The sequence below is a fragment of the Pseudomonas azadiae genome, assembly GCF_019145355.1.
In the GTDB taxonomy this organism is placed as follows: Bacteria; Pseudomonadota; Gammaproteobacteria; order Pseudomonadales; family Pseudomonadaceae; genus Aquipseudomonas; species Aquipseudomonas azadiae.
This window is the reverse complement of record NZ_JAHSTY010000002.1, coordinates 1,193,987-1,214,875: the sequence shown is the minus strand read 5'-3', so window position 1 is coordinate 1,214,875 and position 20,889 is coordinate 1,193,987. Positions and strand designations below refer to the sequence as shown.

At 63.2% G+C, this 20,889-nt stretch carries 22 protein-coding genes; 6 read left to right on the top strand and 16 right to left on the bottom strand.

Annotated elements, in window-relative coordinates:
- Positions 1–2: 2 nt before the first annotated feature.
- Positions 3–1,253 (bottom strand): MFS transporter, encoded by a 1,251-nt coding sequence (locus KVG91_RS22010; protein ID WP_169377360.1) that lies wholly within the window; start codon positions 1,251–1,253, stop codon positions 3–5.
- A 311-nt stretch (positions 1,254–1,564) separates the two neighbouring features.
- Here KVG91_RS22010 and KVG91_RS22005 point away from each other — a divergent pair, with 311 nt between their 5' ends.
- A complete protein-coding gene (locus KVG91_RS22005) occupies positions 1,565–3,367 on the top strand; it encodes a HAMP domain-containing protein (protein ID WP_169377362.1) in 1,803 nt (600 codons plus the stop codon).
- A complete protein-coding gene (gene narL / locus KVG91_RS22000; RefSeq protein ID WP_169377361.1) occupies positions 3,364–4,011 on the top strand; it encodes a two-component system response regulator NarL in 648 nt (215 codons plus the stop codon). The genes KVG91_RS22005 and narL overlap by 4 nt, the downstream gene beginning before the upstream one ends.
- A 1,346-nt stretch (positions 4,012–5,357) precedes the next feature.
- On the opposite strand, the gene ubiT is transcribed toward narL, so the two are convergent.
- The 8 genes from ubiT to KVG91_RS21960 form a co-directional block, all read right to left on the bottom strand.
- Positions 5,358–5,825: a ubiquinone anaerobic biosynthesis accessory factor UbiT gene (ubiT, locus tag KVG91_RS21995; protein WP_169376481.1), complete on the bottom strand. Its 468-nt coding sequence runs from the start codon at positions 5,823–5,825 to the stop codon at positions 5,358–5,360.
- Positions 5,819–6,709 (bottom strand): U32 family peptidase, encoded by an 891-nt coding sequence (locus KVG91_RS21990; protein WP_169376482.1) that lies wholly within the window; start codon positions 6,707–6,709, stop codon positions 5,819–5,821. Before KVG91_RS21990 ends, ubiT begins: the two co-directional genes overlap by 7 nt.
- 10 nt (positions 6,710–6,719) lie before the next feature.
- A complete protein-coding gene (gene ubiU / locus KVG91_RS21985) occupies positions 6,720–7,715 on the bottom strand; it encodes a ubiquinone anaerobic biosynthesis protein UbiU (protein WP_169376483.1) in 996 nt (331 codons plus the stop codon).
- A gap of 9 nt (positions 7,716–7,724) precedes the next feature.
- Positions 7,725–8,951: a molybdopterin molybdotransferase MoeA gene (locus KVG91_RS21980; RefSeq protein ID WP_169376484.1), complete on the bottom strand. Its 1,227-nt coding sequence runs from the start codon at positions 8,949–8,951 to the stop codon at positions 7,725–7,727.
- Positions 8,948–9,502, bottom strand: a complete 555-nt coding sequence (gene moaB, locus KVG91_RS21975; protein ID WP_169376485.1) for a molybdenum cofactor biosynthesis protein B — start codon at positions 9,500–9,502, stop codon at positions 8,948–8,950. Before moaB ends, KVG91_RS21980 begins: the two co-directional genes overlap by 4 nt.
- Positions 9,503–9,584: 82 nt before the next feature.
- Positions 9,585–10,232 (bottom strand): pyridoxamine 5'-phosphate oxidase, encoded by a 648-nt coding sequence (pdxH, locus tag KVG91_RS21970; RefSeq protein WP_169376486.1) that lies wholly within the window; start codon positions 10,230–10,232, stop codon positions 9,585–9,587.
- Between the two features lie 966 nt (positions 10,233–11,198).
- On the bottom strand, positions 11,199–11,621 hold the full coding sequence (locus KVG91_RS21965; RefSeq protein ID WP_169377331.1) for a hypothetical protein: 423 nt from the start codon (positions 11,619–11,621) through the stop codon (positions 11,199–11,201).
- Positions 11,622–11,630: 9 nt separating this feature from the next.
- Entirely contained in the window at positions 11,631–12,821 is a 1,191-nt protein-coding gene (locus KVG91_RS21960) for an NnrS family protein (protein ID WP_169377330.1), read from the bottom strand.
- Between the two features lie 220 nt (positions 12,822–13,041).
- Here KVG91_RS21960 and KVG91_RS21955 point away from each other — a divergent pair, with 220 nt between their 5' ends.
- Positions 13,042–13,758: a Crp/Fnr family transcriptional regulator gene (locus tag KVG91_RS21955; protein WP_318840901.1), complete on the top strand. Its 717-nt coding sequence runs from the start codon at positions 13,042–13,044 to the stop codon at positions 13,756–13,758.
- A gap of 141 nt (positions 13,759–13,899) precedes the next feature.
- On the opposite strand, the gene KVG91_RS21950 is transcribed toward KVG91_RS21955, so the two are convergent.
- The 3 genes from KVG91_RS21950 to KVG91_RS21940 form a co-directional block, all read right to left on the bottom strand.
- A complete protein-coding gene (locus tag KVG91_RS21950) occupies positions 13,900–15,240 on the bottom strand; it encodes an oxygen-independent coproporphyrinogen III oxidase (protein WP_169377329.1) in 1,341 nt (446 codons plus the stop codon).
- A gap of 77 nt (positions 15,241–15,317) precedes the next feature.
- Positions 15,318–15,761, bottom strand: coding sequence for a CopD family copper resistance protein (locus KVG91_RS21945; protein ID WP_169377328.1), 444 nt, complete (start codon positions 15,759–15,761; stop codon positions 15,318–15,320).
- 67 nt (positions 15,762–15,828) lie between these two features.
- On the bottom strand, positions 15,829–16,224 hold the full coding sequence (locus KVG91_RS21940) for a winged helix-turn-helix transcriptional regulator (RefSeq protein WP_169377327.1): 396 nt from the start codon (positions 16,222–16,224) through the stop codon (positions 15,829–15,831).
- Positions 16,225–16,315: 91 nt separating this feature from the next.
- Between KVG91_RS21940 and KVG91_RS21935 the strand changes: the two genes are divergently transcribed.
- On the top strand, positions 16,316–17,230 hold the full coding sequence (locus KVG91_RS21935; RefSeq protein WP_169377326.1) for an aromatic alcohol reductase: 915 nt from the start codon (positions 16,316–16,318) through the stop codon (positions 17,228–17,230).
- Here KVG91_RS21935 and KVG91_RS21930 read toward each other — a convergent pair.
- Positions 17,205–17,726 carry a putative natural product biosynthesis protein gene (locus KVG91_RS21930; RefSeq protein ID WP_169377325.1) on the bottom strand — a complete coding sequence of 174 codons (522 nt, stop codon included), beginning with the start codon at positions 17,724–17,726 and terminating at the stop codon, positions 17,205–17,207. The two genes, KVG91_RS21935 and KVG91_RS21930, sit on opposite strands and share 26 nt — an antisense overlap.
- 62 nt (positions 17,727–17,788) lie before the next feature.
- The gene (locus tag KVG91_RS21925; protein WP_169377324.1) at positions 17,789–18,172 is read right to left on the bottom strand and encodes a DUF2946 domain-containing protein; all 384 of its coding nucleotides are present in this window, start codon (positions 18,170–18,172) and stop codon (positions 17,789–17,791) included.
- Positions 18,173–18,353: 181 nt separating this feature from the next.
- Here KVG91_RS21925 and KVG91_RS21920 point away from each other — a divergent pair, with 181 nt between their 5' ends.
- Both KVG91_RS21920 and KVG91_RS21915 read left to right on the top strand, forming a co-directional pair.
- The gene (locus tag KVG91_RS21920) at positions 18,354–18,962 is read left to right on the top strand and encodes an SCO family protein (RefSeq protein WP_169377323.1); all 609 of its coding nucleotides are present in this window, start codon (positions 18,354–18,356) and stop codon (positions 18,960–18,962) included.
- On the top strand, positions 18,962–19,429 hold the full coding sequence (locus tag KVG91_RS21915; RefSeq protein ID WP_169377322.1) for a copper chaperone PCu(A)C: 468 nt from the start codon (positions 18,962–18,964) through the stop codon (positions 19,427–19,429). Before KVG91_RS21920 ends, KVG91_RS21915 begins: the two co-directional genes overlap by 1 nt.
- A 21-nt stretch (positions 19,430–19,450) precedes the next feature.
- On the opposite strand, the gene KVG91_RS21910 is transcribed toward KVG91_RS21915, so the two are convergent.
- Together KVG91_RS21910 and KVG91_RS21905 are read right to left on the bottom strand one after the other, a co-directional pair.
- On the bottom strand, positions 19,451–19,780 hold the full coding sequence (locus KVG91_RS21910; RefSeq protein WP_169377321.1) for a DHCW motif cupin fold protein: 330 nt from the start codon (positions 19,778–19,780) through the stop codon (positions 19,451–19,453).
- A gap of 609 nt (positions 19,781–20,389) precedes the next feature.
- The gene (locus KVG91_RS21905; RefSeq protein ID WP_169374418.1) at positions 20,390–20,860 is read right to left on the bottom strand and encodes a GNAT family N-acetyltransferase; all 471 of its coding nucleotides are present in this window, start codon (positions 20,858–20,860) and stop codon (positions 20,390–20,392) included.
- Positions 20,861–20,889 lie beyond the last annotated feature (29 nt).

Below are 20,889 nucleotides of genomic sequence, written 5' to 3'. Positions count from 1 at the left end.
GATCATTCTCCTTGGAGAGCTTGTTTGCCGAGCAACGGCTGTTTGCGGATTTCGCTGAGGTACATCCAGGTCAGGGAGACCCAGACCACGCCGTACATCAACATGAAGCAGGACGAGCGCACGCCGGTGAGGTCCACCAGGGCGCCGAACAGGATCGGCAGCACAAAGCCGCCCAGGCCACCGGCCAGGCCGACGATGCCGGACACCGCGCCCATGTTTTGCGGGTAGTCATTGGCGATGTACTTGAACACCGAGGCCTTGCCGAACGCGAAGGCGATGCCCATCACAAACAGCAGCACGGTGAACAGCGTGGCATTGAGGCCGATATGGAAATCGAGGGGGCCGTTGACGGTGGTGATTTGCAGCTGGGTTTGCGGATAGCTGAGCAGGAACAGGCAGATCCAGCTCACCCACAACACCCACCAGGTCACGCTCTGCGCGCCCCAGCGGTCGGACATCCAGCCGCCGACCGCGCGCAGCACGCCGCCGGGCAGCGAGAAACACGCAGCCAGCAGCGCGGCGCTTTGCAGGCTGAAGCCGTATTCCTGCACGTAGTACTTGGTCATCCACAAGGCCAGCGCGACGTAGCCGCCGAACACAATCGAGTAGTACTGGCAGTAGCGCCACACGGCCGGGTCCTTCAGGCACACCAGTTGCTGGCGCAGGGTCGCGCCGCCGGCACTGCGGTGCGCCTTGTTCTCGCTGGTGAGAAACCAGAACAGCAGCGCGGTGATAAACAGGATCGCGCCAAACACCTTGGGCACCAGGTGCCAGGTACCCAGGGCAATCAGCGCCGGCGCGAGGAATTTGGTGACGGCCGCCCCCGCGTTGCCGGCGCCGAACACGCCCATGGCAAAGCCCTGGTTGTCTTTGTCGAACCACTTGGCGACGTAGGCGATGCCCACCGAGAACGAGCCGCCGGCCAGGCCGACAAACAGGCCCAGCACCAGGAACTGCCAATAGGCGGTGGCGTAGGTGATCAGGTACAGCGGCAGTACACAGGCGAGCATCAGCAGGAAAAACACGATGCGCCCGCCGAAGCGGTCCGTGAGCAGGCCCAGCGGCAGGCGCACCAGGGAACCGGTCAATACCGGGGTGGCCGCAAGCAGGCCGAACTGGGTTTCGTTGAGTTGCAGCAGGTCTTTGATCGGTACGCCGAGCACGGCGAACATCATCCACACCATAAAGCAGACGGTGAACGCCAGGGTGCTCATGCCCAGCACCAGGCCTTGTCTCATACGGGGTTGAGTCACGGTATGCGCTCCAGAAAGTGATTCCATGAGCGCAGGTTAGGGGCCAGACCCCCGCCTCACTTGACCCAGATCAACGTCCGCCTGGGGGGTATGGGGCTATGCTGGTCCCGTCTACCTCTAAGGAGGTAGCTGCAACAACAGAAAAAAAGCTTTATTTATCAATGGATTGATCTGTTGCGCCGGTTTTTATCCGTGGGAGGGTTCGCCGGCAATTCTTTAGAGGTAGTGCGCCAGGGAAGGCCATGCTCAAGCCCCCTTTCCCGCTTCAGGTGCAACCATGCCGCTGCCTTGCCCGCTTCGATTACGCCGTCATGCTTGACTGGCTGCGCAGCTCCCTGCCCGCCCGTGCCGGCCTGGCGGTGATCCTCATCGCCATCCTGGCCCTGGCCAGCTCCCTGAGCGCCGGGCTGATTGCCTGGTTCAGCCAGGGCGATGCCGCCGCGATCAACACCGCAGGCTCGGTGCGCATGGAGACCTACCATCTGAGTTGGAAACTCGCCGCCGGTGCGCGACCGGATGAAGTTGCCGACGTGAGCCACAGCCTGCAACGGCGTCTGGACAGCGAGTCGCTCAGGGCGGTTTTGGAAGACGGCCCCCAGAGTGCCCTGTTGCAGAGTTACCAGCAGATCCAGCAGCGCTGGAACGACGAGCTGCGCCCGGCGGTGATGCGCGGTGACGCGGCGCTGTTCCAGGCGAGCGCGCCGGCGTTTGTCGAGCAACTCAATCACTTCGTCAGCCTGTTGCAGCGCCAGAGCGAACGCAAGCAAGGCTGGCAGCAAGGCATTCAGGGCCTGGCGTTGTTCAGCACCTTGATCATCCTGTTGATCGGCCTGTACGAGCTGCAATACGGCGTGGTAAACCCGCTGGAAGAGCTGGTGCACGCCACCCGGCGTTTTCGCGACGGCGACTTCAAGACCCGGGTCAACCACCGTTCCGAGGACGAGCTGGGCCAACTCGCACTGAGCTTCAACGCCATGGCCGAAACCATCGAAGCGTCGCACCGCACCCTGGAAAGCCAGGTACAGCTCAAGACCCTCAACCTGCAGCAAGCCAACGCGGCCCTTGAATTGCTCTACCAGAGCAGCCGCAGCCTGGCCACGCGCCTGGCCAATGCCGAGGGCCTGGATGAACTGATCCGGCGCTTCCAGAAACGCCTGCCGGGCCTGCGCCTGTCGCTGTGCCTGCAAGGGCATTTCCTGGCGCCAGCCAAGCAAATGCTGGCGCTGCACGGCGAGCACAGCCGCAACGTCTGCGCGATCGGCGATTGCGCAACGTGCGAGCGCCATCACGCCGCCCCGCCGCAGGTGTTCAGCATCAGCAACCAGGGCACGGAGCTGGGCGAACTCAAGGCGCACTTCCTCGACGGCCACGCGCCCCAGGATTGGGAGAAACAGTTAATCCAGGCCCTGGCCAACCTGATCGGCACGTCGCTGTCCCTCAAGCGCCAGCGCGAACAGGACCACCGCCTGTTGCTGCTGGACGAGCGCACCATCATCGCCCGCGAACTGCATGACTCCCTGGCCCAGGCGCTGTCGTACATGAAGCTGCAAGTGAGCCGCATGCAAACCCTGATCCGCCGTGGCGAGCCGGTGGAAACCCTGGCCACCGTCACGGGCGAACTGCGCGAGGGTCTCAACAATGCCTACCGCCAACTGCGTGAACTGCTGACGACGTTCCGCCTGCAGATCCACGACGCCGGGCTGGTGCATGAGTTGCAGGACACCGCCGAAGAGTTCTCCCGCCGTGGCGAATTCCAGGTGCACCTGCACGTGGACGCCCTGGCCTTCCAGCTCTCGGCCAGCGAACAGATCCATGTGCTGCAGATCACCCGCGAGGCGCTCTCCAACTGCCTGCGCCACGCCCACGCAGAAAATGCCTGGCTGCAACTGCGCCAGGTTGGTGAAACCGTCAGCCTGAGCATCGAGGACGACGGCCGCGGCTTTTGCGGCGACGTCGACAGGCGCGAACACCACGGCCTGACCATCATGGACGAGCGTGCGCGCAGCCTGCACGGCGCCCTCGACATCAGCCCGCGCGAGCCCCAGGGCACCCGCGTGCAACTGCACTTCCAGCCCGAATTCCTCGGCCACTCCCTACAAGGCACCGCCTCATGACCGCCCCTCCCCGCCACCGCATCCTGCTGGTCGACGATCATCCGATGATGCGCCACGGCATGCGCCAGATCCTCGAACTGGAAGACGACCTGCACGTGGTCGGTGAAGCCGGCAACGGCCAGGAAGCCCTCGACCGGATCGACAGCCTGCAACCGGACCTGGTGTTGCTGGACAACAACATGCCGCACATGAACGGCCTGGAAACCCTGCGCCGCCTGCGGGCCATGAACTATGCCGGCAAGGTGTTGCTGTTTACCGTGTCCGATGCCGAAGACGACATTCGTGATGCGCTGCGCCTGGACGCCAACGGGTATTTGCTCAAGGACATGGAACCGGAACTGGTGGTGGAATTCATCCGCGATGCGTTGCACGGAGCCTTGGTGATCAGTCCCGGGCTGACGCGGGTGCTGGCCCAGGCACTGCGTTCACCGCAGCCGCATGCGGCGGTCGAGTTGACTGAGCGTGAACGGCAGGTGCTGAAGACCATTGCCGGGGGGTTCAGCAACAAGGTGATCGGGCATAAGTTGGGGATTACCGAGGGCACGGTGAAGGTGCACGTGAAAAATTTGCTGCACAAGCTGGGGTTGCGCTCGCGGGTGGAGGCGGCGGTCTGGGCGATGGAGCATTTAAGGCAGGCGGGGTGAGGTTTGGTTGACTGGGTACCTGGCCAGAGCAGTCTGAGGTCTACCTGATGAACAGAGATCAAAACTGTGGGAGGGGGCTTGCCCCCGATGGCGGTGGGTCAGATTAAAATTCATCAACTGGCCCACCTTCATCGGGGATCGGTATCTACACATCTTTGTAGTGAGCGGGCTTGTCCCGCGCTGGGCGGCGAAGCGGCCCCAAACCAGGCGAATTGGGTTTTTCTGAAACTGCGCGGTGTCTTTATTGGGGCGGCTTCGCCACCCAGCGCGGGACAAGCCCGCTCACTACAGGGAAATTTTTCAGCCTTTGAAAGTTGTGTAGATACTCCCATTAAAATTCATTAACTGACCCACCCTCATCGGGGATAGGTATCTACACATCTTTGTAGTGAGCGGGCTTGTCCCGCGCTGGGCGGCGAAGCGGCCCCAAACCAGGCGACCGGATTCTACCTGAAGCCCGGCGACGCCTTTATTGGGGCGGCTTCGCCACCCAGCGCGGGACAAGCCCGCTCACTACAGGGAAATTTTTCAGCCTTTGAAAGTTGTGTAGATACTCCCATTAAAATTCATTAACTGACCCACCCTCATCGGGGATCGGTATCTACACATCTTTGTAGTGAGCGGGCTTGTCCCGCGCTGGGCGGCGAAGCGGCCCCAAACCAGGCGAATTGGGTTGTCTGAAACTGCGCGGTGTCTTTATTGGGGCGGCTTCGCCACCCAGCGCGGGACAAGCCCGCACTACAGGGAAATTTTTCAGCCTTTGAAAGTTGTGTAGATACTCCCATTAAAATTCATTAATTGACCCACCCTCATCGGGGATCGGTATCTACACATCTTTGTAGTGAGCGGGCTTGTCCCGCGCTGGGCGGCGAAGCGGCCCCAAACCAGGCGACCGGATTCTACCTGAAGCCCGGCGACGCCTTTATTGGGGCGGCTTCGCCACCCAGCGCGGGACAAGCCCGCTCACTACAGGGAGATTTTTCAGTGGTTGAGAGTTGTGTAGATACCCATGCTCATCGGGGGCAAGCCCCCTACCACATTTTAACTGAGTACACCGGCCCGATTACCGGTCGGCTCTAAGGCCGCCGCGCTCTTGCTTTTGATCTCGGATCGCCCCGGGCATGCCGAGCCTAGGCGAGGCACCGAGTGGTGGGGCGAGGACTTTTTGGTTACTTTTTGCTGGGCCGGCATTCCGGTCCTTCAAAAAGTGACCCGCTGTAAGAGCGGAACCCTAATCCGCCGTTACCTGAATAACGGATATGTACACGGTCAACAACAGCCTGGTCGGCCCAAAGGCCGCCACTGGGTTCGACATTAAATGCCGGTCGGTTCCAAGATCGCCAAGGTCAAGCCCCAAGTCCCTGCCCCGCCCTCTCCAACCCTCGCCACAACCACGCCGGCAACACATCCGAATCCAGACTGTCGATCAGGTTCTTCAACCCCAACCCCAACTCCGTGTCCCCCTCGATCACCAGCCTGCGCCGAAAGAACAACGTATCCGGGTCCTCCTGCCGGCTGGCCAGCAACAAAAACTCCCGCCAGTTGCCGCTGATACTCACCTGAGCCTCGGCGTTTTCAGCAATGCACAATCCATCCCGGCCCAAGGTCAGGTACCAGCACAACCCCAGGTCAGGAATGCGCAGGCACATCCAGCGCCCTTGCAACAGGTCAAACCCACCGTCGCGCAAAGGCTCTGCCAGGCAACGATTCATGGCTTGCTGCAAGGCCAGGCGCTGTACGCGAAAGGGCACGCGGCGAATCAGCGGCAACAGCCGGTCGGCGCCCTTGAGCAGCCATTGTTTGCGACTCAGCACAGGCCCACCTCCTCAACCCGCAGCATGCCCGCCCGGCCATGCCAGTAGCCATTGCAGCCGTCGACATACAACGGCGGCGTGGCGCCCTGGCGCACCTGGTCGAAGGCCTTGACCACCTCAACCATGCCCTCGGCCCGTGGGCTCAGGCGCAACAGATCGGCGCCGCAGGCGAGCAGACCGGGGTAGTCAGCGAGAAGATTGGTGACCTCGGCCGACATCGTCTGAATGCCGTTCAAGGTAAACAACGCCTGCCCTTCCTGGCTGCTCAACGCCATGCCATCCGGGTAGTTGATGCAGCAGAACTGGCAGTCATCCTTGGGCCGGTTTTCCGCGCGGGCGGTGAAGCAACGCGCCGAATAGGCCAGCGGCAAATGGCCGTAGGCGAAGATTTCCACTTCGGGCAACGGTCGGCCGAGTTCGCGCACCTGCTCCAGCACATCGGCGATCAGGCCCTGGGAGCATTCCACAGGGGGCACCCAGCGCTGCATGCCCGCGTCGAGCAGTTGCACCAGGGCGTGGCCGTTATACAGGTTGAGCGCCGGGCCGCCGACAAAGGGCAATTTGCGCTCGATCAGCATCTGCACCGCGCCCATGTCGTTGGCTTCCACCAACAGCTCGCCGTTGTCGCACAGGCGGCGCAGGCTTGACAGTTCCGAGGCGGCTTCGATCAGGGTCAGGCTCGACAGCACCACCTGCGCCGCGCTGCACGCTTGCAGCTCCCGGCCCAGGCCCAACCAATGGTCGAGGGAGAACGCGCGACGTTTGGCGCACACGGTTTCGCCCAGGTAAATCACGTCCAGGGGCAAGCCGGCCATGTCCGCATAGAAGCGTCCCAGGTGTTCCTTGTCCCAATAAAACAGCACCGGTCCCAGGCTGAGTTTCATCTGTATCTCCTCACTGCCACGCACGATGGTAGGCGCCGAGCGTGGTCTGGCTGCCTTCGGATAACCCGGCCAGCACCTGGCGCCATTGGTCCTTGACCACAAAGCTGGCCGGCGCGCTGCGGTGGGCGTCCAGCGCGGCGCGCCAGACTCGGGTGACTTGTTCCACATAGGCCGGGCTGCGTTGCCGACCTTCGATCTTCACCGCTGCCACGCCTATCGCGCTGAGTTCCGGCAGCAGGTCCAGGGTGTCGAGGCTGGTGGGTTCTTCCAGGGCATGGAAGCGCTTGCCGCCCACGAGGAAGCGACCTTTGCACAGGGTCGGGTAACCGGCGGGCTCGTCGGGGGTGTAGCGGTCGATCAGCACTTCACTCAGGCGTGCGCTCAAGCCTTCGGCATCCTCGCTCCAGCGCACGGCCTTGGCCGGCGAACACACGCCGCACAGGTTGGGCGACTCGCCGGTGATATAGGACGACAGATGGCAACGGCCCTCGGCCATGATGCACAGGCTGCCAAAACCGAATACTTCGATGGGCACCGGACTGCTCGCGGCCACGTGTTTGACCTGGGCCAGGGACAGCACTCGAGGCAATACCGCGCGGCGAATGCCGTAGCGCTCGGCATAGAATTTGAGCGCCGCCGCGTGGGTGGCCGAGCCCTGTACCGACAAGTGCAATGCCATCTGCGGATGGTGGCGGCAGGCATAGTCGAGTACGCCAGGGTCGGCGGCGATCAGGGCGTCTACCCCGTGGTCGGCGGCGCGGTCGACGGAGCGTTGCCAGCGGGCCCAGATCTTCGGCTGTGGGTAGGTGTTGACCGCCACATACAGCTTGCGCTGTTGCTGGCGAATAAAGTCAACGGCACCGTCGAACTGTTTGTCGTCCATGTTCAGCCCGGCGAAATGCCGGGCATTGGTGTCATCGCGAAAACCGACGTACACCGCATCGGCGCCTTGGCGCACGGCGGCTTTGAGCGCAGGCAGGTTACCTGCCGGGCAGACCAGTTGCATGACAGCTCCTTATTCAAAACCGGCGAAGGACAGAAATGGCACCGACGCGCCCTTGAGCACCTGCTGCTCGCGCTCGACGATCACCAGGCCATCGGCCCAGCAGGCCGCGGTGAGCATCGCCGAGCTTTGCTGGGGGTGCAGGATCGCGCGCAGTTGCCCATCGCTGCCTGGGCTCAAACGCGCGCGCAAGTACTGGCGGCGCTTATTGGGTTTCACCCATTCAAAAGCGGCCGGCACGCTGATGGGCACCGGCAGGACCCGCTCAGCGCCCTGGGCCCGCAGCAGGAACGGGCGCACCACGATCAGCGCCGTGACCAGCGCGGCCGTCGGGTTGCCCGGCAGGCCGATCCAGGGTTTGCCTGCCACCTGGCCGAATGCCAGGGGTTTACCCGGCTGGATCGCCAGCCGCCAGAACTCAACCTTGCCCAGGGCCTGGATGGCCTGTTTGAGGTGATCCTCTTCGCCCACCGATACGCCGCCGGTGGTCAGCAGCACGTCGCATTCGGACGAAGCCAGCAGCAGCGCATCGCGGCTGGCCGCCAGTGCGTCGGCCATCACGCCGTAGTCGTGCACTTCCACGCCCCAACCACGCAGCAACGCCGCGACGAGGTAGCGGTTGCTGTTGTAGATCTGCCCCGGCGCCAGTGACTCGCCCGGCTCACGCAGTTCATCGCCACTGCTGAGCAGGCACACCCGCAGCGGCCGGTAGACCTTGACCCGGGGAATGCCCGCCGCTGCCAGCAAGCCGATTTCCTGGGCGCGCAGGCGCTTTCCGGCGCTCAACACAGGCTGTCCGCGTTGCAGCTCTTCGCCGCGCTTGCGCACGTGTTCGCCCAGGCGCAACGGCGGGCACCAGATACGTTGGCCATACACCCGACAGCGTTCCTGCGGCACCACGCTGTCGGCCCCGTGCGGCAGTGGCGCGCCGGTAAAGATCCGCACGGCTTGCCCGGCCTGCAACGGCACGTCACTGCTGTGTCCGGCAGCGATACGCCCGCTCACTTCCAGGTAACCGCCCTGCTCCGGCACGTCAAACGCACGCAGGGCATAACCGTCCATGGCACTGTTGTCCCAGCCCGGCAGGTCGAGAGGTGAGAACACCTCTTCGGCGGTCACCCGCCCGAGCGCCTGGACCAAGGGAATCACTTCGGTGGACGGTGGCGGCGGCGCCTTGGCCAGCAACTGTTCGATGGCCTCCTCCACCGGCAGCAGGTCGCCGCTGTCACACACGCTCATGAACGTGCCTCACAGGCAGTGGGCGCCTGGTCGGTCTGCGGCTTGAGGTGCGGCGCGAAGTTGCATGGGCCGGTGCGGCTGTCCAGTTGGCCGACCAGAATCTGATCCCACGCAGTGCGACAGGCGCCCGGCGAGCCCGGCATGCAGCACACCAGCACGCCATTGCTGAGGCCGGCCAGGGCGCGCGATTGCAGGGTCGACATGCCGATCTCCGCCAGGGACACCTGACGGAACAGCTCGCCAAATCCGTCGACCTGCTTGTCGAGCAACGGCAGCACCGCCTGCGGCGTGTTGTCACGCGCAGTGAAGCCGGTGCCGCCGGTCATCAGCACCACTTGCACCTGAGGGTCGGCGATCCACTGGGAAACGCGCGCGCGGATCTGGTAGATGTCGTCCATCACAATGGCGCGGTCGATCAAGCTGTGGCCGGCGCGCTGCAGGCGGTCCACCAAGGTTTGCCCGGAGGCGTCGGTGGCGTAGGTGCGGGTATCGCTGATGGTCAGCACCGCGATGTTCAGGGAAACAAAACTGCGTTGGGGCAGATGGGCCATGATCCAGGCTCCAGGCGTTGAAAGATGCACTCAGCCTGCACCGCAAAGGGCGCAGGGCCTATTCCTCCGAGGAGGTATGCCTTCAGGGGGCCAGGCGCGTGCGCTGCCACTCGCCGTCGTGCAGGCGGAAGTCGAGACGGTCATGCAAACGGTCGGGCCGGCCTTGCCAGAATTCGATACGCCGCGGTTGCAGGCAGTAGCCACCCCAATGTTCGGGCCGTGGCGGCTGGCGACCGGCGAAACGCTCGGTGACCTCGCGCAGGCGCCCTTCCAACTCGCTGCGATGGGCCAGCGGCTGGCTCTGGGGCGAGGCCCAACTGCCCAATTGGCTGGCGACCGGGCGAGCATCGAAGTAATCATCCGAGAGCTCGGCTGGCGCGCGCACCACCGCGCCTTCGACGCGCACCTGCCGCTCCAGGCCCGGCCAGAAAAACGTCATGGCGGCGTGGGGGTTGTCCGCCAACTCCTGGCCTTTGGCGCTCTGGTAATTGCCAAAAAAGAAAAACCCGTCGGTGCTGAAGCCCTTGAGCAACAGGATCCGGCAATGGGCATGGCCCTGGCTGTCCACGGTTGCCAGCGCCATGCTGTTCGCCTCGGCCGGGGGGACTTCGGTCTTGCGTGCCTGCTCCAGCCATTGGCCGAACAGCACCAGCGGGTTGTCCTGCGGGCAATCATCGCGAAGGCCGTAGAGGGTGTAGTTGCGGCGCAGTTGCGCGAGGGACAAGGGCATGGGGCGGTCCTCCAGAAAGTTCGGCACAGTGTGGGAACTTGGGGTGGGGTTGCCCTTGATCGTGATCAATGATTGGGCTGCGGTGTGGGGTCGCACTTTTTTGGGGGGGGACGTGGCGGCCTTCGGGCCGACCATGTCTAGGGGGTGACGGTGTACATACCCGTTGTTTGGGTCATGGCGACTATTGGTTCCGCCCTTACGGCGGGTCACTTTGGAAAAGCCCCAAAGTAACCAAAGGGCTCTTGCCCCACCACTCGGTACCTCGCCTAGGCTCGGTATGCCCGAACGAAGGCTTGAATCCGTGGGCCGCCGTCATGGGCCATCCTTGGCCCAGGACGGCTAACCCGGCGTCCTGCCGGGTTACCCACGGATTCAAGCCTTCGTTCGGCCAGCGTGGTTGACGGGGCGCCTGAGATCAAGATCAAAAGCCAGATCAAAAGCCAGATCAAGAGCAGATCAAGAGCAGATCAAGAGCAGACTAAGAGCAGGTTAGATGGCGCTCCACCGATCTGCTTTTCTGTGGGAGCTGGCTTGCCTGCGATGCAGACACCTCGGTACAGCAGGCACACCGAGTTGATGCTATCGCAGGCAAGCCAGCTCCCACAGTTTTAACCGAGTTCGACATGAAATACCGGTCGGCTCTAAGGCCGCCGCGCTTTGGCTTTTGATCTGGGATCGCCCCGTCAAACACGCTGGCCGAACGCAGGCTTTGGAGCGTGGGTAACCCGGCAGGACGCCGGGTTAGCCGCACTGGGCCATGGATGGCCCATTGCGGCGGCCCACGCTCCAAAGCCTTCGTTACGGCATGCCGAGCCTAGGCGAGGCACCGAGTGTTGGGGCGAAGGCCTTTTGGTTTGGGCCTTTCCAAAAGTGACCCGCTGTAAGAGCGGAACCGCCAGCAGCCGTTACCGCAGGAATGGATATGTACCCGGCCCCCTAAAAAACACAGCCCCCACCATCACAGGCTCAACGCACCATCCACTTCACCAGCACCACAATCACCAGCATATGCCCCAAAATACTCCGCCGAACCCACAACGCACGCCGCGCACTCAGGCGCTCGCGCCACAGCCAATACGCAAGCACCAGATAATGCCCAACGATGCTCAACGCCAACCCGATCTTCAGGCTCAGCAACACCCCGAAGCGGCTGCCCCAGGGCACACCCCAGTAATGCCAGGCCAGGCCCAGGCCCGCGCCGTACAGCACGACAACCACCAGGTGCAGCACACGCCGCGCACGCCGGGCGATGGCCTGTTCCGACGTGAATTGTGCCGACCAGGCCAATTCCTCCCGCGCGCTATGCCAAATCACTACTTCAAAGAACAATGTGCCGATAAAGGCAATGGCCGCCAGCAGATGCACAATCAATAACAGCGAATACAGCATGCGTTTCTCCTAACCCGGATGCCCATCGACACGCGCTTGCCACAGCATCGGCCCGTAGCGCCACAGGTACAGGCCCAGGCCGACGCTCCAGCACAGCCCCGCCAGCCACAAGGCTGCTGACGGCCAGACCAGCACCAGCATGACGCGGCACACACACGCCAGGTTCAGCAGCACAAACGCCAGGGTCATCCCGCTCGATGGCTGCAGCGGCCGGCCGGTATGGCCGAGGCTGACGCGCGCAATCATCGCCAGGATCAAGCCGCCCATGGCGCCGATGGTCAACGCATGCACCGCCAGGCTGGGGTTGAGCGGCGCGCCGATATGCCACAGCGCCATGCCCAGGCAGGCTACGGCCAGCCAGCCATACGCCAGGTGCAACGACCAGAGCAACGGCACCCGCCACAGACCACGATCATGCCAACGGAACAGGCGGATCAGGTGCCCCAGCCCGAGGGCAGCGAACAGCAGGCCGATCCACGGGCTTGCGCCCAGTGCAGGCCCGACGGCATACAGCACGGCGATCAGCAGCGAGCCACCGAGCAACGTAAGGTCCAGCCACGCCCAAGGCTTGACCGCCTCGACCCGGCCCAACCCGCGCTGGGTGAAAAACGGAATCACCCGCCCGCCGATCAGCCCCATCATCGCCGCCACCAGCCACAGCCCGGTCAGTACCGACTGGCGCTGCAGGCCCGCGTCGTTGCGCAGCAAACCATACAGCGACAGGGCATCGGCCACCGTCAGCAGCGCCAGCACCAGCACGATCGGGTAGTTGCGCTTCTGCTTCACCTGCCACAGGCTCCAGCCCATCACCGCGGCGACGGCCAGGGGAAAGGTCAGTTCCAACACCGCCAGCAGCGGCCAATGCACGTTGACCAGCCACCCCAGACGCGCCGCCAGCCAAAGCCCGGCGAGCAACGCCAGCGCTTTGCCGCTGATGCCTGGGCGGCCGGTCCAGGTCTGCACCGCCGTGAGCAGGAACCCGGCGATGATTGCCAGGCCAAACCCGAACAACAGCTCATGACGATGCCACGCCAGCCAACCGCCGGCGGGTTGCCAACTGCCGGTGCGCCCGCCCAGGGCCAACAGCCATAAGGGGATCGCCAGCGCCGCCAACACACAGGCGCCGAGGAAGAATGGCCGGAAAGCCAGGCGAAACAACGGAGTAATCGACATGGCCTTGCGCCGATCGAGCACTTGCATAACACGGTCTCCCTTGAAGGACTGCGGCAATCTTGCGCCGCTGCCTGCGCGTTGCCCTTGTCGCAGATCAAGTCGCCTACCCACTGCAACGCTTACGCTTGCGCCAGCAACTTTTGCCGTGCTCTGGAGCCATGATGAAAAACGCCTATGTCCCCCTCGCCTGGTTTGTGATCCTTGGCTCCATGCTGGCCGCCGCCAGCGGCCTTTCATTGGTGCTGGTGTGAACGCCCCATTGCTGTTCAAGGAGCCGGGCACGGTGCTGCACCGTGTGCACCACCAGATCCTGCGCAGCCACCACTTGTTCGAGCCGTTGAACGAGCAGGAACTGGACGAGTTGATGGGCAGCAGCCAATTGCTGAGCATCGACAAGGCCGAGCCGCTGTTCCGCCAGGGCGAACCAGCCGATGCGTTTTACTTCGTGATTGCCGGTGCGGTGAAGATCTACCGCCTGCCCCCCGATGGCCAGGAGAAGGTGTTTGAGGTGATTGGCGAACGCCAGACCTTCGCCGAAGCCATGATGTTGATGGACACGCCCAACTATGTGGCCTGCGCCGAAGCGGTGTGCCCCACCCAGTTGTACCGTCTGTCCAACGCCACTTACATGCGCCTGCTGCACAGCAACAGCCGCCTGACCTTCGCCCTGCTCGGCACGTTGTGTGTGCGCCTGCACCGGCGAGTCAACGAGATCGAGACCCTGTCGCTGAAAAACGCCACCCACAGCGTGGTGCGCTACCTGCTGACCCAACTGATGCGCCTGCACAGCACCGCCGCGACGTTCGAACTGCCGATGGCCAAGCAACTGATTGCCGGGCATCTGTCGATCCAGCCGGAGACCTTTTCGCGGATTATCCGGCGGCTCATCGACGAAAAAATCATCACCCAGGACGGGCGTCAGATCGCCATTCTCGACCGCCTGCGCCTGGAGCAATTCGAGTGAAAACCTGCCTGTACTGCCAGCACCCCTTACGATGAAGCCGTTCATATGCAGAACCTGAAACGGCGAGGATCCTCTCTAGCTGAAGGGTTTGATGAGGCTCGATTGGGTTGACGGGCAAGCTCAGGGTGTGAAGGCGCAGTGTCAGGCACCGGATTGGTCGACTGATCCACCGCTTTCGCGAGCAAGCCCGCTCCCACATTCCGTATTCGGTTCACTTCGGGCAATAGGCAACTCAAACAACCCGCACAACTCATCCACCCGCGTGCGCCCCGCCGGCAGCACGCACAAGAATTGCGCCGACAATTCGATCAGCCCCTCACGGCTCCACTGCTCCAGCAGCGGCCAGGTCGCCGAGAAATACCGCGCAAACATCACCCCGTAACGCCGCTCGATGGCCTGGATATCCAGCTCCAGGTCACAGGCCAGACGCTCCGCCACGTACTCGCGCAGGGCATCGCCGGTGTCGCGCTGCCAGCCCTGGCAGGTGGCGAGTTGGCCGTTGCCCAGCGCCTGGGCGTAGCGCTGTTCGTCTGTGGCGTTCTGCGCGCACAGCGTGTCGATCTGGCTGATGGCGCCCAGGCCAAGCCCGATGTGATCGCAGTAACCATGCAGGGTGAAACCTTCGCACGTGCGGCTCAGCCGGCCGCGTTCCTGGGCCTGGGTAAGGTCATCGTCGCCTCGGGCAAACTGGCCCAGGCCGATGTAGTGGTAACCCGCTGCGTCCAGGCGTGCGAAGCACAGCTGGCGCATGGCGGTTTTATCCGCCGCGCTGCACAAGGCCTGGGCCGGTTGCGCCGGGTAGCGACTTGGCGGCGTGGCGTAGTCGAACACCTGCAGGCGGTCCGGCTCCAGGGCGATCAGGCTGGCCAGCTTGGCCTCGAAACTGGCCAGGGTCTGCCAGGCGCTGCCGTAGCCCAGGTCGACACTGACCGAGCGAAAATCGAAGGTCCGCGCGGCATCGATCAACGACTCGATCGGCGCCGGGTCGCGGTAGTACGCCTGGGAATAGTCGTCCTCGGCACGCGCATCGGGCACGCCAATGCACACGCGATTGAACCCCAGTTCGCGCAACACGCCGACGCTGGCCCAGTCGGTGTGCCGGGGGTCGAGGTCGATGCCGTAGTCGCCGCGGTCATGCTCAAGGAAATGCAGGCGCTCGAACAGCGGCGCCATCAGCGCTTGCACATCGCCGACGGGCGCCGGGCCGCGCCACTGGAAGTAGTCCACCGGTTGGCGGCTGCCGAGGTGACAGCCGACCAAATGGATTTCCTGGGCCAGGCTGCGCCGGTAAGCCTCAGGCGCGCTGGCCGGCCAGCGCAGGGTCAAGGCCAGCGGGCGTTGCCGCTGGCGGCTGCCGCGCAACGCGCGCAACACATCCAGCGAGCCGACGCCCGCATGGAACCTACGAATATCGGCGTGTCCATTCAGGTCCAGTACGCCTTGGTCGTGGCGTGCACGTGCAAGAGGAATGACGGTGTGCATGACAGGCTCCGGGGCCGGCGACGGTCAGCCATTGTCCGGTGCGACGCCACGGCGCACCTTGATATGCATCAAAGGCCTTACCAACTGAGGTAGAACATGCTCTTGGCCAACAGCACAATCGCGACCATATGACCGAACAGGCTCAAGTGAATAAAGCGCAAATAGCCCGCACTCACCCGACCACGGCGCATGCGCAGCATCGTCAGCACAAAGTGCAGCAGCACACTGGCGGCGAGGATCAGCTTGAGCGTCAGCAATGTGCCGAACGACGAGGCAAAAGGCGCCGCCAGTGCCGGCAAGTAACGCAACCAGACCATCCCGATTCCAGCGCCGAACAACACCAGCAGCACCCACGGCATCAGGGCCCGGGCGCGCTGGCCGATACCCTGCTCCACCAGGAGCATTACGCGCGCGGGCAATTGCCGATGCAGGCGCCCCAGGATCAGCACCTCGAAAAACACCGTGCCGATAAAGATCAGCGCCGCGAACAGGTGGGCGAGCAGAAACAGCAGGTAGAGCATGGTGGCCTCGCAGGTCGCGTTGAGGCTTCAGTGTGGCGGCCTGAAAGCGATGGGGCCTTGATGTTGATCAAGCCCGATCAAAGCGCTGTCGCGCCTGGCGAAAGTCCTCGCCCTTCTCCACCACCCAGGTCCAGAGCGGGATCATATGCACCAGCAGTTGCGTGCCCAGGGTCGACAGTTCGTACTCGACCCTGGGTGGGACTTCATCGAAGTCATGGCGCAACACCAGGCCGTCGCGCTCCAACTGGCGCAAGGTGCGGGTCAGCATGCGCTGAGTCACGCCGTGCATGCGCCGGCCAATCTCGGCATGACGCAGGCGGCCGCTCACCCCCAGCACGTGCACGATACCCAATGACCAGCGGTTTCCCGCATGGGTCAGCACTTCGCGCTTGAGGCCGTCATCGTCGGCGCTCAGGGCGTCGCAGGCGGCTTGCGAGCGGCAGATGATCTCTTCGTTATCCATGGCGCTGACTCGGTATCACGGGTGTGCCTTCTTATGCAGAGCGATTAATTCTGCAAGCATGCCACGACTTTCACCACAGACGGAGCTTCCTATGACCCCTTCTTCCATTCTGGTACTGGGCGCTGGCGAACTGGGCATAGCCGTACTGCAGGCACTGGCCGATCTGGCGGCACCACGCAGCACGCGCATCGCTGCGTTGCTGCGCCCCGCCAGGTTGCAATCGGCGGCGGCCAATACCTTGCTGGAGCGGGGTATCGAGTTGATACCCGGTGACTTGCAGCACGACAGCCAACGCACCCTCGCCGGCATTTTTGCCGCGTTCGATAACGTCATTTGCTGCACCGGTTTTGCCGCTGGCCCCGGCACCCAGCGCAAACTGGCGCTCGCCGCGATCGAAGGCGGCGTGCAGCGGTATGTGCCCTGGCAATTCGGCGTGGACTACGATGTGATCGGCCGTGGCAGCCCGCAGGATCTGTTCGACGAACAGCTGGATGTACGTGACCTGCTGCGCGGCCAGCAAGGCACGCAGTGGCTGATCATTTCCACGGGCATGTTCACCAGTTTTCTGTTCGAGCCATTGTTTGGCGTGGTCGATCTGGCGCAAAACACCGTGCGCGCCCTGGGCGACTGGGACACGGCGGTCACCGTCACCACGCCCGAGGATATCGGCCGGCTGACCGCACGCATCGTGCTGGCTGAACCGGCCCTGAGCAACCAGGTGGTATTCACCGCAGGCGACACCCTCACCTATGGACAGCTGGCGGATACCGTCGACGCCACTCTCGGCCGCAAGCTTCAGCGCGAGCTATGGTCTGTGCCGATGCTGCAGGCCGAGTTGGCAAAAGACCCAGAGGATAACCTGAAGAAATACCGTGCAGTGTTCGCCCAGGGCAACGGCGTGGCCTGGGACCCCGCCGTGACGTTCAATGCTCGGCAACACATCGCCGTGACAAACGTTGAGCAATGGATCCGGCAGAATCTCAAGGCACCGGCAACCACTCACTGAAGCCACCCGGCGCTGTCAGCGGGCACCAGGCGAAATCCCAGGGTGGCACTGGCAATGCCGGGTATTCAGCGCCGGCCAGACGGGGGTCTTTCCAGTCAAAGACCGTTGATGAACGCGAGGCCAGGACCACGCCCTGGGCCGGGCTGTCGTCCGTATTGACCCAACACGCGGCGGCCGCCGCCATGAACGCCTCGATAGGCTCGTCGTCGATCTGCGAGCGATACACCGAGCCCAGCAGCCAGCGGCAGGCATTCAGGTGGTAGGTCCAGTCGCGCGGCGGCCGGTTGCGGTAGGCCCAGGTCATGAAGCTGCGAAACAGGTTCAAGCCCTCGGGCGGGTCCAGCTTGAGCAGCGCCGGGCAGATATCGAACAGGGTGTGCCAATACGGCAGCAGGCGTGCATCCAGGTGCACGAAGCTACGGGAGTTGCTGGGGTATTCAGGCCGCGCGGGTTCCGCGTGCGGGCGGCTGGCGCCTGCGGGCAACAGGTGGTTCATGGGATGCACTCACAGTCATGACGATGGCACGCCTCCCGATCAAGGGAGGCCCAAGGCATACGTCAGGCTGCGGGGGAAGCGCGGGGGTTGGCCGAGGGCCAGGCATAACGCGGCGGCGCCTTGTTGCGCCGTTCATGGGCCGGACGCGGGGGTCGGCCCAGGCCCAACAGCCAGGCCAGGCCGACCAGAAACACCAGGGCAAGCGTCAAAGCGTTGCAGACTGGGCAGGCAAAGTAGTTCGAGATGTTACTGGAAGCCGGGCTGCCCGACCCTTGGTCGGAAAGTGGCGCCTGCTTACCGTCCACCGAACAGAACGCCCCGCCGATGCCGTTGAGCGCCTGGCCCGTCATCTGCCCATGCCCCAAACCGCAGACGAACAGGTTCATCAGCACGCAGAAGTACAGGGCCCAGGCGATCAGCGAACGGTCGGGGTGGCTCGATTTCATGGCGGCGACTCTACCACCGCAGCCGCAAAAGCATAAAGTTCGGCGCGCCCCTGTGGCAGAACGTCGCAGATTCCGTGCCGCAGCCAGGGTTGATAGACTTGGCGCCCTGCTCCTTTACTCCTTTTCAAAGCCTGATGTGTAAACCCAGAGCAATGCAGGCGTTTCACAGGACGCACCACTGATGAGTACGTTATTCACCCGCCGCAAAGTGCTGACCGGTATGGGCCTGCTGGGCCTTGGCGGCCTGCTGGGCGGCTGTGACTACAGCCCCAAGCTGGATTTCAAGTACGGCAAGGACCTGAGCGACAAGATCATGGGTCGCACGTTCAAGCTCAAGAACACCGACGGCGAAACCGTCACCCTGAGTTCGTACCGTGGCCTGATGCCGGTGGTGTTTTTCGGTTTCACCCAGTGCCCGGCCGTGTGCCCGACCACCCTGGCACGCGCCGCCCAGGCCAAGAAACTGATGGGCCGCGACGGCGAAATCATGCAAGTGGTGTTTATTACCCTGGACCCGGAACGCGACACGCCCGAAATACTCGACAAGTACGTCAAGGCCTTCGATCCCAGTTTCGAAGCGCTGTACGGCACCCCGGAAGAAATCGCCGTGGCCGCCAAGGAATTCGGGATCTTTTATGAAAAGATTCCTGCCGGCGACACCTATACCCTGTCCCACACCGCCACCAGCTTCGTGTTCGATACCCGTGGCAACCTGCGCCTGGGCCTGCAGGCGTCCCTTACCGCTAAAGAGTGCGCAGAAGACCTGCTCACCGTCATGGAGGTCTGCTAATGACTGCCGTTCAACACCTCAAACGCACCCTGATCGGCCTGTCCCTGCTGGGCCTTGCCGCACAGGCCAGCGCCGCGGTCCAGGTTACCGACGCCTGGGTACGCGCCACCGTGCCGGGCCAGCCCTCCAGCGGCGCGTTCATGACCGTCACCGCCGACAGCGACAGCCAACTGCTGAGCGTGGCATCGCCCGTGGCCAAGGACGTGCAGATCCATGAAATGAGCATGAAGGACGACGTAATGCGCATGGGCCCGGTGGATGCGGTGGCGCTGCCGGCCGGCAAGGCCGTCACCCTCGACCCCAACGGCTACCACGTGATGCTGATGGGCCTGACCGGCCAGATCAAGGAAGGCGACCAGGTGCCGCTGACCCTGACCGTGCGAGATGCCAAGGGTCAGGAGCAAAAAATTGAAGTGAACGCGCCGGCCCGTGGGCTGGATGGGATGGACCACAGCAAGATGCATTGATCGGGGGTATGTATTTTTTGCTCAATCCACGATAAACAGCCTCGCCCCGCCCCCCGTCGATGAGCGATGGCCCTCCATCTCATTGCCCACCTGGTAACTCATTCCGGCCGTCAGCGTGAACTGGCGGCCGTCCTCCAGTTCCGTGTGCAACTCGCCTTCGAGGCACAGCAGGATGTGCCCTCTCCAGCACCAGTGATCCGCCAGGTAACCGGGCGAGTATTCGACCATGCGCACGCGGGTGGTGCCGAAATGGCAGGTGCGCCACAGCGCCTGGCCGGTTGCGCCTGGGTGGGTGGTGGGTTCGACCGTTGACCAGTCGGTGGTGCCAAAGGGGACAGCGGTCAGGTCCATGATGGGCTCGATGGTGGTGGTTAATGTGGCTTGAGGCTATCGAGCTGGAACGATGGACGATAGACACAGATCGAGCGCTTTTGTGGGATACAGGTATTGGCGGGTATTGCCTTGTCGGGTTTTGGCGAGGCTGCGAAAGCGGTGGGTCAGGCGATGAGCATGCCAGCAGTACCGGCCCCTTCGCAGCCTCGCTAGGGCTCGACAGCTCCCACAGGGATTTGCGCTGTGGCCACACTTTCAGCAACTACGAAGATCGAATGTGGGAGCTGTCGAGCTTTAGCGAGGCTGCGAAAGCGGTGGGTCAGGCGATGAACATGCCAGCAGTGCCGGCCCCTTCGCAGCCTCGCTGGGGCTCGACAGCTCCCACAGGGATTTGCGCTGTGGCCACACTTTCAGCAACTACGAAGATCGAATGTGGGAGCTGTCGAGCTTTAGCGAGGCTGCGAAGGCGGTGGGTCAGGCGATGAAAATCGCCAGCAGTGCCGGGCTCCTCGCAGCCTCGCTGGGGCTCGACAGCTCCCACAGGGGATGAAGTCAGCCTCTGAAAGTTGTGTAGATACCCATGGCCATCGCAGGCAAGCCAGCTTCCACAGGTTGAACGGTGTCCAGTCAATGACTCAGTCGCTTGGTCATCGGAACACACGCCAACACCAACCCCGAGGGCGAGTGATACATCGCCTCTTCATCCCCCACATACCCACACGCCCGGTAGAAACTCGCCGCATTCAACGTCGCATCCAGCACCACGGTGTCAATCTGCAGCCCGCGCGCAACGTGCTCAAGGTGATCCAGCATCGCCTTGCCATAGCCGCGTCCGGTGAACTTAGGCAGCACAAACAATGCGCCGACTTCGTTGTTGTCCCGGTCGAGCATGCCGGTGACCACCGGTTGGCCTTCCACGCTTCCCAGGTAAAACAACTTGTCGATCAGGGCGCTGTACCCGTCCTCGGCTTTGCCCTGTGTCCACCTCATCATTTGCTCGTGCGTATAGGCGCCGATGCATTGGCTACGGATAGCCTGCAAACGAATGTCGAACGCCACCCGGGCATCCTCCGGGGTGGCCCGTTTTATCTCCAGCATTTCAATCTCCTTCCATGACCTCATGGTGC

Bases quoted from the DNA above. Each gene is read 5' to 3' on its own strand.
- KVG91_RS22005 (WP_169377362.1), top strand. From the start codon at position 1,565: ATGCTTGACTGGCTGCGCAGCTCCCTGCCCGCCCGTGCCGGCCTGGCG.
- narL (WP_169377361.1), top strand. From the start codon at position 3,364: ATGACCGCCCCTCCCCGCCACCGCATCCTGCTGGTCGACGATCATCCG.
- KVG91_RS21990 (WP_169376482.1), bottom strand. From the start codon at position 6,709: ATGAAACTCAGCCTGGGACCGGTGCTGTTTTATTGGGACAAGGAACAC.
- ubiU (WP_169376483.1), bottom strand. From the start codon at position 7,715: ATGCAACTGGTCTGCCCGGCAGGTAACCTGCCTGCGCTCAAAGCCGCC.
- KVG91_RS21980 (WP_169376484.1), bottom strand. From the start codon at position 8,951: ATGAGCGTGTGTGACAGCGGCGACCTGCTGCCGGTGGAGGAGGCCATC.
- moaB (WP_169376485.1), bottom strand. From the start codon at position 9,502: ATGGCCCATCTGCCCCAACGCAGTTTTGTTTCCCTGAACATCGCGGTG.
- pdxH (WP_169376486.1), bottom strand. From the start codon at position 10,232: ATGCCCTTGTCCCTCGCGCAACTGCGCCGCAACTACACCCTCTACGGC.
- KVG91_RS21965 (WP_169377331.1), bottom strand. From the start codon at position 11,621: ATGCTGTATTCGCTGTTATTGATTGTGCATCTGCTGGCGGCCATTGCC.
- KVG91_RS21960 (WP_169377330.1), bottom strand. From the start codon at position 12,821: ATGCAAGTGCTCGATCGGCGCAAGGCCATGTCGATTACTCCGTTGTTT.
- KVG91_RS21950 (WP_169377329.1), bottom strand. From the start codon at position 15,240: ATGCACACCGTCATTCCTCTTGCACGTGCACGCCACGACCAAGGCGTA.
- KVG91_RS21945 (WP_169377328.1), bottom strand. From the start codon at position 15,761: ATGCTCTACCTGCTGTTTCTGCTCGCCCACCTGTTCGCGGCGCTGATC.
- KVG91_RS21940 (WP_169377327.1), bottom strand. From the start codon at position 16,224: ATGGATAACGAAGAGATCATCTGCCGCTCGCAAGCCGCCTGCGACGCC.
- KVG91_RS21935 (WP_169377326.1), top strand. From the start codon at position 16,316: ATGACCCCTTCTTCCATTCTGGTACTGGGCGCTGGCGAACTGGGCATA.
- KVG91_RS21930 (WP_169377325.1), bottom strand. From the start codon at position 17,726: ATGAACCACCTGTTGCCCGCAGGCGCCAGCCGCCCGCACGCGGAACCC.
- KVG91_RS21925 (WP_169377324.1), bottom strand. From the start codon at position 18,172: ATGAAATCGAGCCACCCCGACCGTTCGCTGATCGCCTGGGCCCTGTAC.
- KVG91_RS21920 (WP_169377323.1), top strand. From the start codon at position 18,354: ATGAGTACGTTATTCACCCGCCGCAAAGTGCTGACCGGTATGGGCCTG.
- KVG91_RS21915 (WP_169377322.1), top strand. From the start codon at position 18,962: ATGACTGCCGTTCAACACCTCAAACGCACCCTGATCGGCCTGTCCCTG.
- KVG91_RS21910 (WP_169377321.1), bottom strand. From the start codon at position 19,780: ATGGACCTGACCGCTGTCCCCTTTGGCACCACCGACTGGTCAACGGTC.
- KVG91_RS21905 (WP_169374418.1), bottom strand. From the start codon at position 20,860: ATGCTGGAGATAAAACGGGCCACCCCGGAGGATGCCCGGGTGGCGTTC.